Source organism: Streptomyces sp. NK08204, from assembly GCF_020400585.1.
Classification (GTDB): Bacteria; Actinomycetota; Actinomycetes; order Streptomycetales; family Streptomycetaceae; genus Streptomyces.
The window spans coordinates 67703-81204 of sequence record NZ_JAINVF010000022.1 but is presented as its reverse complement, the minus strand read 5'-3'; the positions used below and the strand labels follow the sequence as shown (position 1 = coordinate 81204).

The window sequence follows — 13502 nt, the reverse complement described above, 5'->3', positions numbered from 1 at the left end:
CGCGTTGATCAGTCGAGCACCGCGATTTCGGCCAGGTCGAAGGTCACGCCGACCGGCGCCCCGGCCTCGGGCGCGTCACGGAGGGTGCAGGCCGCCTCCAGCCGCGGACCGCCGTCCAGGGGCTGGAGGCGGACGGCCACATGCGTGCCCTTGAAGGTGCGGGCGGTGACCGTGCAGGGCAGGCCCTCGTCGGCCGGGGCCAGCCGCACCCCGGCCGGCCGTACGAGCAGGGTGCGGGCCCCCTGCGGTGAACCGTCGGGCACCGGCAGCTTGCCCCACGGGCTGTCCGCCACCGCCCCGGCGACGGTCGCTTGGACCACGTTGTCGAAGCCGAGGAACCGGGCCACGAACTCGTCCGCGGGCCGCTGCCAGACCTCCAGGGGCGTACCGGACTGGGCGATCCGGCCCTCCCGCATCACCACCACCCGGTCGGCCAGCGCGAACGCCTCGCCCTGGTCGTGCGTCACGGCGAGCACGGTGGTGCCCAGCCGGCCGAACAGTTCGCGGAGTTCGACCACGAGCCGTTCCCGCAGCGAGCGGTCCAGCTGGCCGAGCGGCTCGTCCAGCATGAGCAGCCGGGGCCGGGGGGCCAGCGCGCGGGCCAGCGCCACCCGCTGCTGTTCGCCGCCGGACAACCCGGCAACGGCCCGCCCGGCCGCCCCCGGCAGCCCGACCAGCTCCAGCAACTCCTGGACCGCGGTGGCCCGTCGGCCCTTGGCGACGCCGTGCATGCGCAGTCCGAAGGCCACGTTGCCGCCGACGTCCCGCTGTGGGAAGAGCTGGTGGTCCTGGAACATCAGGCCGACGCCCCTCCGGTGCGCGGGCACCCCCGCCTGGTCGCGGCCGTCGAGCAGCACCCGCCCGGAATCGAGCGGCTGCAGACCCGCGACCGCCCGCAGCAGGGTGGACTTGCCGCTGCCGCTGGGCCCGAGCACGCACACCACCTCGTGCTCGGCGATGTCGAGGCCGACGGCGTCGAGCACGGGCCGCCCGCCGAAGCGCACGGTCGCGGCCTGAAGGCTCAGCAGCATCAGAACTCCCCCGTCCGGTCGGTGCGCAGGCGCTCCAGGAGCAGCAGGGCTGCGGCGCACACCACCATCAGAATGGTCGAAAGGGCCATTGCCTGACCGTAGTTGAGGTCGCCGGGGCGGCTCAGCAGCCGGGCCACGGCGACCGGGAGCGTCGGGTTGTCGGGCCGGGCGATGAACACGGTCGCCCCGAACTCGCCGAGCGAGACGGCGAACGCGAACCCGGCCGCGATCAGCAACGCCCGCCGCACCAGCGGCAGATCGACCTCCCGCCACACCCGCCAGGGCGAGGCCCCGAGCACCGCCGCCGCCTCCCGCAGCCGTATGTCCACCGCGCGCAGCACGGGCAGCATGGTCCGTACGACGAAGGGGGCGCCGACCAGTGCCTGAGCGAGCGGGACGAGGACCCAGGACTGGCGCAGGTCCAGCGGGGGTTCGTCCAGGGCGATCAGGAAACCGAAGCCGACGGTCACGGCTGAGACGCCGAGGGGCAGCATCATCAGCGCGTCGAAGCCGCGCACCAGGCGTCCCGCGTCCCGCCGGGCCAGTGCGGCGGCGGCGAGACCTCCCACCGCCACGGCGATGCCGGTGGCGGCGAGCGCGTACTGCAGCGAGGTCCATACGGCGTGCACGGGTGGCATGAGGAAGGTGCCGCCGTCGGTGTGCGTCAGCGCCCGGTAGTAACCGAGGCCGGGCGCGTCCAGGGAGCGCCGCACCAGCACGGCGAGCGGCAGCACCAGCAGCAGCGCGACGGTGACGAGGACCGCGGCGAGCAGGGCCCACTGCCCGGCACCGCGCGGCCGGCGGGCGGTCACCTTCGGGTCGACGAGGCGCAGCGCGGTCTCCCGGCGGCGTACCGCCCACGCGTGCAGGGCGAGGATCGCGCCGACGGCGGCGAACTGGACGAGGGTGAGGACGGCGGCCGTCGGCAGGTCGAAGACCTCGGAGGTCTGACGGTAGATCTCCACTTCGAGGGTGGAGAAGGTGGGGCCGCCGAGGATCTGCACCACGCCGAAGGAGGTGAAGGTGAACAGGAACACCATCAGCGCGGCGGCGGCGACGGCGGGCGCGAGGGCGGGCAGGGTGACTTTCCGCCAGGCCGTGAGCGGGGACGCGCCCAGCATCCGTGCGGCCTGCTCCTGCCGGGGATCGAGCTGCGCCCACAGCCCGCCGACCGTGCGGACGACGACCGCGTAGTTGAAGAAGACGTGCGCGAGCAGGATCGCCCACACGGTGGTGTCGAGCCGCAGGCCCCACAGCTGGTCGAGCAGTCCGCGGTGCCCGACGAGCGCCAGGAAGGCGGTTCCGACGACGACGGTCGGCAGCACGAACGGCACGGTGACGACGGCCCGCAGCAGTTGCTTGCCCGGGAAGTCGAGGCGCGCGAAGACGTAGGCGGCGGGCAGCGCGACGACCAGGGTGAGCGCGGTGGAGGCGAACGCCTGCCAGGTGGTGAACCACAGCACGTGCCGGATGTCCGGCTGGGTGACCACATCCGCGATCCGCCCCAACCGCCAGGCGCCGTCCGTCTTCAGTCCCCGCGCCACGATCGCGGCGACGGGCCAGGCGAAGAACACCGTGAAGAACGCGACGGGCAGGGCCATGAGGCCGAGCCGCGCCGCGTTCCTGCGCCGCCTGGCGACTACTTCAGTACGAGCGACGTCCACGCCTTGACCCACTGGTCACGGTTGGCAGCGATCTTGCCGGGAGCCATGGTCTCGGGGTTCTTGGCCTGGGGGCCGTACTTGGTGAAGTCGGCGGGCACGGCGGCCCCCTTCACCACGGGGTAGACGAACATGTTCAGCGGCATGTCCTCCTGGAACTCCTTGGTGACCAGGAAGTCGAGGAACGCCTTGCCGCCCTCGGTGTTCCTCGCGTTGCTCAGCAGTCCCGCGTACTCGGTCTGCCGGAAGCAGGTGCCGTACGACACCCCGGTCGGGGCGGTGCTGGGCCGCTTCTTGGCGTAGATGACCTCGGCCGGCGGGGAGGAGGCGTACGACACCACGAGCGGACGGTCGCCGCCGGCCTTCCTGCCCTCGGAGGAGCCGGAGAACTCCTGGTAGTAGGCCTGCTCCCAGCCGTCGACGACCTTGACGCCGTTGGCCTTGAGCTTCTTCCAGTACCCCTGCCAGCCGTTGTCCCCGAACTGCCCGGCGCTGCCGAGCAGGAAGCCGAGGCCGGGCGAGGAGGTGGCCGCGTTCTCGGTGACGAGGAGGTTCTTGTACTCGGGCTTGGCGAGGTCCGCGAAGGACTGCGGCGGGGTCAGCTTGTGCTTGCTGAAGTACGCCTTGTCGTAGTTGACGCAGATGTCGCCGGTGTCGATGGGCGTGACGCGGTGCTTGTCCTGGTCGACGCGGTACTGCGGCTGGACGAGGTTCGCGCCCTTGACCTGGTAAGGCTGGAAGAGACCGTTGTCCAGGGCACGGGACAGCAGCGTGTTGTCGACGCCGAAGAAGACGTCGCCCTGCGGGTTGTCCTTGGTCAGGATGGCCTTGTTGACGGCCTGCCCGGCGTCGCCGCTCGGGAGGACCCGCACCTTGTATCCGGACTTCTTCTCGAAGTCCTTGAGCACGCTCTTGGAGACGTGCCACGAGTCGTGGCTGACGAGCGTGACGGTCTTGGATCCCGCGGAACTCTTCGTTTCGGCGGATCCTGATCCACACGCGGACAGCGTGACGAGGCCGAGCCCGACGGCGACGGCCACGAAGGTCTTGTTGTGCACGGATGTCCTCCTGGGTTTGGCCAGGAAGAGACGCGGCCCTGCCCGGTCTCCGCACGGGAGGCCGGGCAGGGCGCAACAGCTCGAGTGATGACCGAACTTCCTACCCAGAATGACCTGGGCGAGGTTCAGAGGGTCTGCGGCCCGTCCGCCGCACTCTCAGCGCTGTGGCGCTCCCCTGTCGGAATATGAAGATGTGATTGACGCTGGCCAGATTATCGTTCGGTGGCCGCCAGCTGACCACAGGCCCCGTCGATCTCCTGGCCGCGGGTGTCCCGGATGGTGACCGGCACGCCGTGGGCTGCGATGGCCTCGACGAACGCCTTCTCGTCCTCGGGGCGGGAGGCGGTCCACTTGGAGCCCGGCGTCGGGTTCAGCGGGATGAGATTGACGTGCACGGGCTTGCCCTTGAGCAGCCGTCCGAGCCGGTCGCCGCGCCAGGCCTGGTCGTTGATGTCCCGGATCAGCGCGTACTCGATCGACAGCCGGCGCCCGGACTTCTCGGTGTACTCGAATCCGGCGTCCAGCACCTCGCGCACCTTCCACCGCGTGTTCACGGGGACGAGGGTGTCGCGCAGCTCGTCGTCGGGGGCGTGCAGGGAGATCGCGAGCCGGCACTTGAAGCCCTCGTCGGCGAACCGGTGGATGGCCGGGACGAGCCCGACGGTCGACACGGTGATGCCGCGCTGGGACAGCCCGAGGCCGTCCGGAGCGGGGTCGGTCAGGGCGCGGATGGCTCCGACGACCCGCTTGTAGTTGGCGAGCGGCTCTCCCATGCCCATGAAGACGATGTTGGACAGCCGAGCCGGCCCGCCGGGAACCTCCCCGTCCCGCAGCGCCCGCATCCCGTCGACGATCTGGTGGACGATCTCGGCGGTGGACAGGTTGCGGTCCAGCCCCGCCTGCCCGGTCGCACAGAACGGGCAGTTCATCCCGCACCCGGCCTGCGAGCTGATACACATGGTGACCCGGTCCGGGTACCGCATGAGCACCGACTCGACGAGCGTCCCGTCGAACAGCCGCCACAGCGTCTTACGGGTTGTCCCCTCGTCGGTCGACAGATGCCGCACGACCGTCATCAGCTCCGGGAACAGCGCCTCGCGCAGCTTCTCGCGCGAACCGGCCGGGATGTCGGTCCACTGCTCAGGGTCGTGCGCGTACCGCGCGAAGTAGTGCTGCGAGAGCTGCTTGGCGCGGAACGGCTTCTCGCCGATCTCGGCCACCGCGTCCTTGCGCTCGGCGGGCGTGAGGTCGGCGAGGTGCCGCGGCGGCTTCTGGGCTCCGCGCGGGGCGACGAAAGTGAGTTCTCCGGGCTTAGGCATGGCGCTACCAGTGTCGCAGATCCATTCGTGTGAGCTGCGGCTGTCGCTCTCGACGACTGGCATCACTGGCCGTCACACAGCGTCACTGATCACCGTCGAACAGCCCTCAAACGGCCCAGGAATGGAGCGCTGCCGCGTTGCCGCCGCAGGGCGCCCGGGGGGGCGAGAACGGAGAAACCCCTGCTCATCGAGCAGGGGTTTCATTTTCCATGACGCACTCAGACTGCTGGCCCGGCTACTGACCCGCGGGCTGGCCTGTGGGCTCACCCGTGGGCTGGCCCATGGAGGGACCCGTGGACGGACCTGCGGACGGACCTGTGGCCGGCTCCGTGGACGGTCCTGTGGCCGGCTCCATGGAAGGACCCGTGGACGGACCCGTAGACGGACCGGTGGACGGACCGGTGGACGGCCCCGTAGACGGACCCGTAGACGGCCCGGTGGACGGACCCGTGGACGGCCCCGTGGACGGCCCCGTGGACGGACCCGTGGACGGCCCGGTGGACGGACCCGTGGACGGCCCGGTGGACGGCCCTGTAGACGGACCCGTGGACGGCCCGGTGGACGGCCCTGTGGACGGACCCGTGGACGGCCCCGTAGACGAACCACCCTGCTGGCTGCTGTTATTTTGACTGACCGACCCGTTGATCGTTGAACCAATTATTTGATTCACTTGATTGGTCGTCTGGTTGATCACTTGGTTGATCACCGTTGCCGGGAGACCGAGGCTCTGCGCTCTGGCCTGTGCAGCCGCCGTGGCCGCCGCCCTCGCCTGCGCCGGGGAGGCGCCTCGACTTATAGCCGCTTGCGCTGCACTCTTTCCGGCTGCCACGACAGCGGACGCCTGCGCTGCAGTTCCTGCGGAAGTCCCTCCCGCGCCACCCGTACAGGACACGGAACCTATGGAGAAAGGCCCTGTGCCTGTGACAGCCGTCGGTCCGATACGGCCGTCAGTAGAGGAAGACACACTCATTCCTCCGGGCGAAACGGTGAATGTTCCGTTGGGAGCGAAACTCTCGCCTGTCAGGGTTCCTCCGGCGACCCGGCATGTTTGATTCGGGACAGCGGAGGTGGACACCATCGAGCTGGCGGTGATTCCTCCGATGAGTGCGGCTATTGCGGCGGCACCGAGTGCTGCTTTCCCTCGCATGAAACTCCCCTTTGCCTGTTTCAATTCGGCGACTGGAGAAGTGTCGGTCCGGACAACAGCACGCTAACCCAGCTGCTCCACGGGCGCAGCTAGGGTTGCAAGCACCAGTGGCGAGTATTAACCTGCCGCATTTCCGTGACTGCAACCAGCCCTCACCGACCCTGCGGCCCACCTTTTCAGCACTACGCCCCCTGCGGATTCAGTATTCCGATGCGCGCCTCCCACGGGGAAAGAGCGCGGATTGGAATCTGCTGCTACAGTAGCGCCGCAGCAGGTTCTTCGCTGTTCTCAAAGTTGAAGGCGACACCGCATGCCCCGGATTCAATTGACCGCTTGACCAATACATCAGGATGCCGGCCCGATTCACTTCATATGTCCTGTGACAGCCTGAACAAAGGCGACCCTACGACTCATTTCTGATGCCGCAGCAAACGAAAGCCGCCTCAGCGAGGAACCGTTGCGTCAGTACGAGGTCGAAATACCTCTGTACAATGCGAAGCCGGCTCGAAACCGTCGCGGGAGCGATGTCACCGTGGGCGCAAACCCACCGCCTCCGCTCGATGAGCAGTAAGAACGGCCCCAACCTGGACTTTGGGTCGGGTGTCGCCCTCATGCTCGCCTGCCGCCTGCCGCCTGCCGATGACCACCGGTGGCCGCACCACTCTGCGTCCCGCTCAACTCCAGGCGCTCTGGCCGGTGACTCCGAGCGTTCAGGCTGACTTGGAGGTCCTGCCCATCTCCCTCGCCCGCGCGTTCGCTCGCCCGGCCCGCCTGAGAATCAGCGGCACTCCCACGGCCAGGGCCGCCTCAGCTGACGCCAGAATCAGGAACCCGCGGGTGGTGCCGGCGGACAGGGTGATCCCCAGGGCAATGACAGCGCCGGCAGAGAACCCCAACGACGGCCGCCAGTCGTCGGTACGGATCATCGTCCAGCACAGCGGCGGGAATGAAAGGGACGCGATGGCGAGGACGCGGGCATACCAGTCGTAGCCGTCCGGCACCCCACACGCGACGCTTTGGCCGTCGGAACTCCACTCGCACCCGCCCTCGACAAGCCCGGTCGCCCCCCAGCCGAGCGCGACAGCGAAGCACAGCCCGTCGAGGACTCCCCACCCCTTGCTGTTCATGCCCGGATCCTACGGGGGCATCTCCGCTGACCTTTTCTACAACCTCACCCGGCACCCGGCACCCGGCACCCGGCACCCGGCACCCGGCCACGACCTCATCAGGGCCTACGCCCGCCCGGCCACCGGCAGCGGACGGCGACGCACGTTCGGTTCCACGCCCCACACTCCAACCGTGGAAGGACCGGGTGGGGTCGACGGCGAGCATATGAACCTCTGGGCCTGCGCTGCCCTTGCAAACGACCGACCGGGGAGACGGACGTGCTCAGAGAAATGTCTGCCAGTAGTCCCACCAACGGGTGGCGATCAGCAGCACGATGGCCAGGCACCAGGTGACTGGCACCACCCAGTGGAACTCCAGCACCGCTGCCACCACGGCACGGGGCGCGCGCAGGATGCCGTGCCGCAGGTTGTGCGCGGTGGTGTACCAGAACATCGCGATCGTGGCCGCCCAGGCCAGGCAGCACCACAGGCACAGCGCGCCGATCTCGTACAGCGCCTGGCTCATCAGCCACATGCAGAAGCCCGCGCCGAGCAGCGTGCCCGCGTTCAGCCCGAGCCAGAACCAGCGCCGGTAACGGGCCCCTGCCAGCAGCGCGAACCCGACAGCGACCACCACCGGGTAGGTGAGCAGGCCCAGCATCGGGTTGGGGAAGCCGAACACGGACGCTTGGGCGCTGCGCATGACGTTCGTGCAGGACAGCACCGGGCTGAGGTTGCACGAGGGTGAGAAGTGCGGATCTGTCAGGAGCTGGAACTTGTCGAGGGTGATCACGAAGGAGGCGAGGATGCCGAGCGCGCCGGACACGATCAGCAGCCAGGCAAAGGCGCGCGAAGCACCGGTCGCGCCCTCCGGTGTGATGCCTCCGCGTGGTCCGTCTTTCACCGTGAGGTGGTGTGCGGTAGCGGTGGTGCTGGTGCTGGTCATCGGGGTTGGTCCGCCTTGCCCGTGGTCGCAGTGGGCACCGGGCCCATGATGGTCGAGAGACGGCTGTTGCCGCGGCGGCGGCCGGCGTCCCACACCGGTCCGTCGGGCACCACTTCGCGGGTGGCCCCCACCGGCCAGACGACCTCGACCGGAACGCCGTGGGCACGGGCGTACGCCACCAGGTGAGCGGTGGCGTCACGCCCGTTGGAGGGCGATCCGTCCCACACGGCCAGCAGCTGCCGGCATTCGGTGATCATCCGCTCGTCCGCGCCGACGCACGCGTCCCGGTCATCAGGGTCGTACGCCAGCAGATGCACCCACCGGGCGAGGGACAGCAGCTCTCCGACCGCCCCCCGGTCCCGCTCCGGCAGCGGCGCGGGCACTGTCCCTTGCGCCGGAGTCACCACGACCAGCTCCCGCCCCGCCGCACGCACCGCCCGTCCGAACGCCACCGGTACACCGGCCCCCGCCCGCGCCAGCGCCGATCTCTGCGCGGGCAGTCGCTCCAGTGCCGCCCGCAGTTCGGCCTCCACCAGCTTCAGCGTGTCCGGAGTCAGGTCGGCATGCCCGACCGCCGCGATCATCTCCGCTCTCGCCTCCCTCGCCATACCGGCGTTCTCCCATCCGTCACCGTGTCTGTGCGGCACTGCCCGTGCCCCGCCCAAAGCGGGACCTCTTCGCCGAGCCACACGGGCGGGGCCAGAGGACCACGGGCCGGACCGCTGCATCAGTGAAGTCAGTACGTGCAGCGGTCAACAAGGGCCGAACGGCCCCGGCACACCATGTTCGAGACGCTTTCCATGGATGCCGCCGGACCTGCCGGCGGCCCTGGCCTCCCAGCCTGTGCGGCGGACAGGTACCGCCGTACACGAAGGACACGCCCTCGGTGGCCTCCCGGTCCCGTCTCTCCACGACCGGACGGACCGCGACCGGTGACACCCCGCGCTCCCTGGGGCCTCGCTATGAGGTGCCGCTGCCCACCGCCCGCCCGGGCAAGACGCACTCCGCCCGAGCCGTTCGCTGTGCCCGGAACCGCGAACCGGCCACAGCGGACCACCCTGGGGTGGTCCGCACCCGGGCCCAGTCATCCGCTCACGGAGAGCCGGCACTTCCGCCTATTGCGGGGGCCGCGCATGGTCCGGCCAGGTGCGACGGCGGGCCATGCACGTATGTGTCACCGCAAGGGCAAGGAACAACCCGAGGACGGCGACGGGAACGGTGATGGCCGCGAACCAGTCCAAGGGGTCCTCGGGCCCCGCGGCCACCCGGAAGGCCGCGGTGACCGCGGCAGCCGCCAGCCCGGTACCGATGAGGACGGCCACGACGTACCGGGAGCGATCCGTCACGGGGGGCTTGCCATGGCCCAGCTCCCGCCACTGCCGGGCGGCTTCCCGTGTCTCGTCGCGCCGCAGCACTGCCGCATGGATCCGCAGGCCGGCCGAGAGGAGGCCGCCCGCCACGGCCGCGGCGCACGGTATCCACCATGCCTCGGCCAGGAGCAGCAGGACGGCGACGATCCCGGTCGTGGTCCAGCCGGTGACGCAGGCCGCCGCGGCTCTCCGGTGGGAGAGGGGCCGGTCGGCTCCCGCGCGCAGGTCGGCGAACGCCGGCAGATACCAGACACAGCCCGACGCGGTCACCATTGCGCCCCCGAGGGCGAGAACGGCTTGCGGCATGGTCTACCTCGTCGTCTCTTCGAGTTCGAGTGCGGCTATCTCCGGGTGGTGCAGGTCGAAGGCCGGGGACTCGCTGCGGATGCGGGGAAGCGAGACGAAGTTGTGGCGCGGGGGCGGACAGGAGGTCGCCCACTCCAGGGAGCGGCCGTAGCCCCAGGGGTCGTCGGCCTCGACCGGCTCGCCGTACTTGGCCGTCTTCCAGACGTTGTAGAAGAAGGGCAGGATCGACAGGCCGAGCAGGAACGACCCGATCGTGGAAAGGGTGTTGAGGGCGGTGAACCCGTCGGAAGCCAGGTAGTCGGCGTAGCGGCGGGGCATGCCCTCGGCGCCCAGCCAGTGCTGGACGAGGAAGGTCAGGTGGAAGCCGACCGTGAGCGTCCAGAAAGTGAGCTTGCCGAGGCGTTCGTCGAGCATCTTGCCGGTGAACTTGGGCCACCAGAAGTGGAATCCGGCGAACATCGCGTACACGACCGTGCCGAAGACCGTGTAGTGGAAGTGCGCCACGACGAAGTACGAGTCGGAGAGGTGGAAGTCCATCGGTGGTGAGGCCAGGATCACGCCGGTCAGGCCGCCGAAGACGAACGTGATCAGGAACCCGGTGGTCCACAGCATCGGCGTCTCGAAGGACAGCGAGCCCTTCCACATCGTGCCGATCCAGTTGAAGAACTTCACCCCGGTCGGCACCGCGATCAGGAAGGTCATGAAGGAGAAGAACGGCAGCAGCACGCCCCCGGTGACGTACATGTGGTGCGCCCAGACGGTCACGCTCAGGCCCGCGATGGCGATGGTCGCGCCGATCAGCTCCACGAAGCCGAACATCGGCTTGCGGGAGAAGACCGGGATCACCTCGGAGACGATCCCGAAGAACGGCAACGCCAGGATGTACACCTCGGGATGACCGAAGAACCAGAACAGGTGCTGCCACAACAGCGCCCCGCCGTTCGCCGCATCGAAGATGTGGCTACCGAACTTGCGGTCGCACTCGAGGGCGAACAGGGCAGCCGCGAGCACCGGGAAGACGATCAGGACCAGCAGCGCGGTCAGCAGCACATTCCACGTGAAGATCGGCATCCGGAACATCGTCATGCCCGGCGCCCGCATGCAGATGATCGTCGTGATGAAGTTGACCGCACCCGCGATCGAGCCGAAACCGGACAGTGCCACGCCCATGATCCACAGGTCCGCACCGAGGCCCGGCGAGTGGACGGCGTCGGACAGCGGGGCGTACAGGAACCAGCCGAAGTCGGCGGCCCCGCCCGGGGTCAGGAAGCCGAAGGCCGCGATCAGCGAGCCGAACAGGAAGAGCCAGTAGGCCAGCATGTTCAGGCGCGGGAACGCCACGTCGGGGGCGCCGATCTGCAGCGGCATGATCCAGTTGGCGAAGCCGGTGAACAGCGGCATGGCGAACATCAGCAGCATGATCGAACCGTGCATGGTGAATGCCTGGTTGAACTGCTCGTTCGACATGATCTGGAGGCCGGGCCTGGCTAGCTCGGCACGCATCAGCAGCGCCATCACGCCACCGACGATGAAGAAGGCGAACGCGGTGACCAGGTACATCGTCCCGATCTTCTTGTGGTCGGTGGTCGTCAGCCACTCCGCCCACGACGGTCTGCCCGCCACTCGCTCGCCCTGCCCGGCGGCCTCCCCGGCCACGGGGACCACGGCTCTCGGCCTCGCGGTCCCCACCTTGTCCATATGTGCTTCGTCCACCGGACTGCGTCCTCCCAGATGCTCTTGTCGTACACGGGCCGGGAAGCGCCGCGCATGCGGGAACGGGCCTGGCGTTTCCCGGCCCGCCACATGATCGGCTGCGGGTCACCCCCGCCCGATAGGGTCGAACAGCCCTGTCAAGGCCCCCGGGTAGGGTCCAACGGCCCCTCTTCGGCAGCCGGGCCGGCAGGGCACGACGGGAAATAGGTCTTTCGGCCCCAGACGCGTCCGGGCGGGCCAACCTACGGTGGCGTCACCTACGGAACCGTAGGTCTGGACGTGCCCGAAGGTTGGAAGCCCTGTGAGTACCACCCGCCCGATGCGATCCGATGCCGAACTGCTGAAGGACCTGGAGGAGGTGGTCGAGCGGGAGCTCAACCGTCACCTGCGGGTCTTCCGGGAGTGGATGCCGCATGAGTACGTGCCCTGGAGCCGGGGCCGGAACTTCGTCGGCCCGCTGGACGGGCAGCCGTGGTCAAAGGAGCAGTCCCCGCTGACCGAGGTGGGCAGGGTGTCGCTCGTGGTCAACCTGCTGACGGAGGACAACCTGCCCAGCTACCACCACGAGATCGCCACCCTGTTCGGCCGGGACGGGGCATGGGGCACCTGGGTGCACCAGTGGACCGCTGAGGAGGCCCGCCACTCGATGGTGCTGCGCGACTACCTGCTCGCCTCCCGCGCGGTGGACCCGGTGGCGCTGGAGCGGGCGCGCATGGCCCACATGTGTGGCGGTTTCGTCTCCGACAACCGGCACTCTCCACTGCACACGGTGGCCTATGTCGCCTTCCAGGAACTGGCCACCCGGATCTCCCATCGCAACACCGGCCGCTCCTCCGGCGACCCGGTCTGCGACCGGATGCTGGCGCAGGTCGCCAACGACGAGAACCTGCACATGATCTTCTACCGCAACCTGCTGGACGCCGCCCTCGAACTGGCCCCGGACCAGGCCATGCAGGCGGTCAACGAGGTGGTGCGCGCCTTCCGTATGCCCGGCCACGGCATGCCCGGCTTCGAACGCGCCGCGGTCGAGATCGCGGTCGGCGGCATCTACAACCTTCGCGTCCACCACGACGACGTACTTCTGCCGGTGCTGCGCCACCTGAAGGTGATGCAGCGCGGCGGTCTGGGACCGGACGGACTCAAGGCACAGGAGGAACTCGGCCTCCATATGGCCGAGTTGGACGCTCAGGCCACCCGGTTCGACGAGCGGCGGGCGGCGATCCTCGCCCGCCGCGCTGCGACGAAGGCCTGAACCCCCCGGCAGCGGCGCCCGGTCGAGGCGTGTCAGGGCCTCAGCAGCAGTCTTGCCTCCCTGGTCGGAGCCTCGTTCTTCCTCGGCTCCTTCCTCTCCCAGCTGTCTCGGGTTCCGGGACGGGAACGACGTCGATACCGACGGCGGACCGGGTCCGGCCGGACGAGGCCGCCGGCGGGTCCGGCATGGGTGGCCACGGAAGGGGCTGCGAGCACACCAGCCGAGCTCTTCCCCCCAGAACCGGCCGACCGCCGAGCAATGAAAGACTCACGAATCCCTCACCAAGAGCTGCCGAACCGGTTCCTGCCCCCTGGCGACCTGGTCGATCGTACGAGGAAGGTCGTGGACCGCGCCGAAAGCGCCGGCAGGGGGCGTCGTGGATCTACTCGGGGTAACAGACCCAGTCCAGGATCCACGCGGCGCTGCATAGGGGCAGCCGCTCCGGCCCAGAACGCCCATGCACACAATTTGGACGATTAGACACCCCTCAGTGGATAGAGCAGCATGGATCTGTAGGGAGGTGTGAAGATCGCGAATCCTTGGGCATAGGTGGGGCTGTCGTCGGCAGGCGCCCGGGTGGACCGATCCCTAAG

General features: G+C 69.0%; 10 protein-coding genes and 1 riboswitch. Of the genes, 1 reads left to right on the top strand and 9 read right to left on the bottom strand.

Features of this window, described 5'->3' with window-relative positions:
• Positions 1-8 precede the first annotated feature (8 nt).
• The 9 genes from K7G59_RS26845 to ctaD all read right to left on the bottom strand — a co-directional run bounded on the left by K7G59_RS26845 (position 9) and on the right by ctaD (position 11642).
• The gene (locus tag K7G59_RS26845) at positions 9-1031 is read right to left on the bottom strand and encodes an ABC transporter ATP-binding protein (protein WP_225838594.1); all 1023 of its coding nucleotides are present in this window, start codon (positions 1029-1031) and stop codon (positions 9-11) included.
• Positions 1031-2632 carry an iron ABC transporter permease gene (locus tag K7G59_RS26840; RefSeq protein ID WP_225838592.1) on the bottom strand — a complete coding sequence of 534 codons (1602 nt, stop codon included), beginning with the start codon at positions 2630-2632 and terminating at the stop codon, positions 1031-1033. The genes K7G59_RS26845 and K7G59_RS26840 overlap by 1 nt, the downstream gene beginning before the upstream one ends.
• Positions 2633-2670: 38 nt before the next feature.
• Positions 2671-3750 carry a thiamine ABC transporter substrate binding subunit gene (locus K7G59_RS26835; RefSeq protein WP_225838590.1) on the bottom strand — a complete coding sequence of 360 codons (1080 nt, stop codon included), beginning with the start codon at positions 3748-3750 and terminating at the stop codon, positions 2671-2673.
• A 79-nt stretch (positions 3751-3829) separates the two neighbouring features.
• Positions 3830-3937: riboswitch (TPP riboswitch) on the bottom strand.
• A 25-nt stretch (positions 3938-3962) separates the two neighbouring features.
• Complete coding sequence (gene rlmN / locus K7G59_RS26830; RefSeq protein ID WP_225838588.1) at positions 3963-5069, bottom strand: 23S rRNA (adenine(2503)-C(2))-methyltransferase RlmN; 1107 nt, start codon at positions 5067-5069, stop codon at positions 3963-3965.
• A gap of 1857 nt (positions 5070-6926) precedes the next feature.
• Positions 6927-7343 carry a hypothetical protein gene (locus K7G59_RS26825; protein ID WP_225838586.1) on the bottom strand — a complete coding sequence of 139 codons (417 nt, stop codon included), beginning with the start codon at positions 7341-7343 and terminating at the stop codon, positions 6927-6929.
• 262 nt (positions 7344-7605) lie between these two features.
• Positions 7606-8268, bottom strand: coding sequence for a vitamin K epoxide reductase family protein (locus K7G59_RS26820; RefSeq protein ID WP_225838584.1), 663 nt, complete (start codon positions 8266-8268; stop codon positions 7606-7608).
• Entirely contained in the window at positions 8265-8876 is a 612-nt protein-coding gene (locus K7G59_RS26815; protein WP_308295094.1) for a hypothetical protein, read from the bottom strand. The genes K7G59_RS26820 and K7G59_RS26815 overlap by 4 nt, the downstream gene beginning before the upstream one ends.
• Before the next feature lie 507 nt (positions 8877-9383).
• Positions 9384-9944: a hypothetical protein gene (locus K7G59_RS26810; protein ID WP_225838582.1), complete on the bottom strand. Its 561-nt coding sequence runs from the start codon at positions 9942-9944 to the stop codon at positions 9384-9386.
• Positions 9945-9947: 3 nt separating this feature from the next.
• Entirely contained in the window at positions 9948-11642 is a 1695-nt protein-coding gene (ctaD, locus tag K7G59_RS26805; RefSeq protein WP_263976826.1) for a cytochrome c oxidase subunit I, read from the bottom strand.
• Positions 11643-11976: 334 nt separating this feature from the next.
• Between ctaD and K7G59_RS26800 the strand changes: the two genes are divergently transcribed.
• Positions 11977-12909 (top strand): acyl-ACP desaturase, encoded by a 933-nt coding sequence (locus tag K7G59_RS26800; RefSeq protein WP_225838576.1) that lies wholly within the window; start codon positions 11977-11979, stop codon positions 12907-12909.
• Positions 12910-13502 lie beyond the last annotated feature (593 nt).

Bases quoted from the DNA above. Each gene is read 5' to 3' on its own strand.
- K7G59_RS26800 (WP_225838576.1), top strand. From the start codon at position 11,977: ATGCGATCCGATGCCGAACTGCTGAAGGACCTGGAGGAGGTGGTCGAG.
- K7G59_RS26815 (WP_308295094.1), bottom strand. From the start codon at position 8,876: ATGGCGAGGGAGGCGAGAGCGGAGATGATCGCGGCGGTCGGGCATGCC.
- K7G59_RS26825 (WP_225838586.1), bottom strand. From the start codon at position 7,343: ATGAACAGCAAGGGGTGGGGAGTCCTCGACGGGCTGTGCTTCGCTGTC.
- K7G59_RS26840 (WP_225838592.1), bottom strand. From the start codon at position 2,632: ATGGCCCTGCCCGTCGCGTTCTTCACGGTGTTCTTCGCCTGGCCCGTC.
- rlmN (WP_225838588.1), bottom strand. From the start codon at position 5,069: ATGCCTAAGCCCGGAGAACTCACTTTCGTCGCCCCGCGCGGAGCCCAG.
- K7G59_RS26810 (WP_225838582.1), bottom strand. From the start codon at position 9,944: ATGCCGCAAGCCGTTCTCGCCCTCGGGGGCGCAATGGTGACCGCGTCG.
- ctaD (WP_263976826.1), bottom strand. From the start codon at position 11,642: ATGGACAAGGTGGGGACCGCGAGGCCGAGAGCCGTGGTCCCCGTGGCC.
- K7G59_RS26820 (WP_225838584.1), bottom strand. From the start codon at position 8,268: ATGACCAGCACCAGCACCACCGCTACCGCACACCACCTCACGGTGAAA.
- K7G59_RS26845 (WP_225838594.1), bottom strand. From the start codon at position 1,031: ATGCTGCTGAGCCTTCAGGCCGCGACCGTGCGCTTCGGCGGGCGGCCC.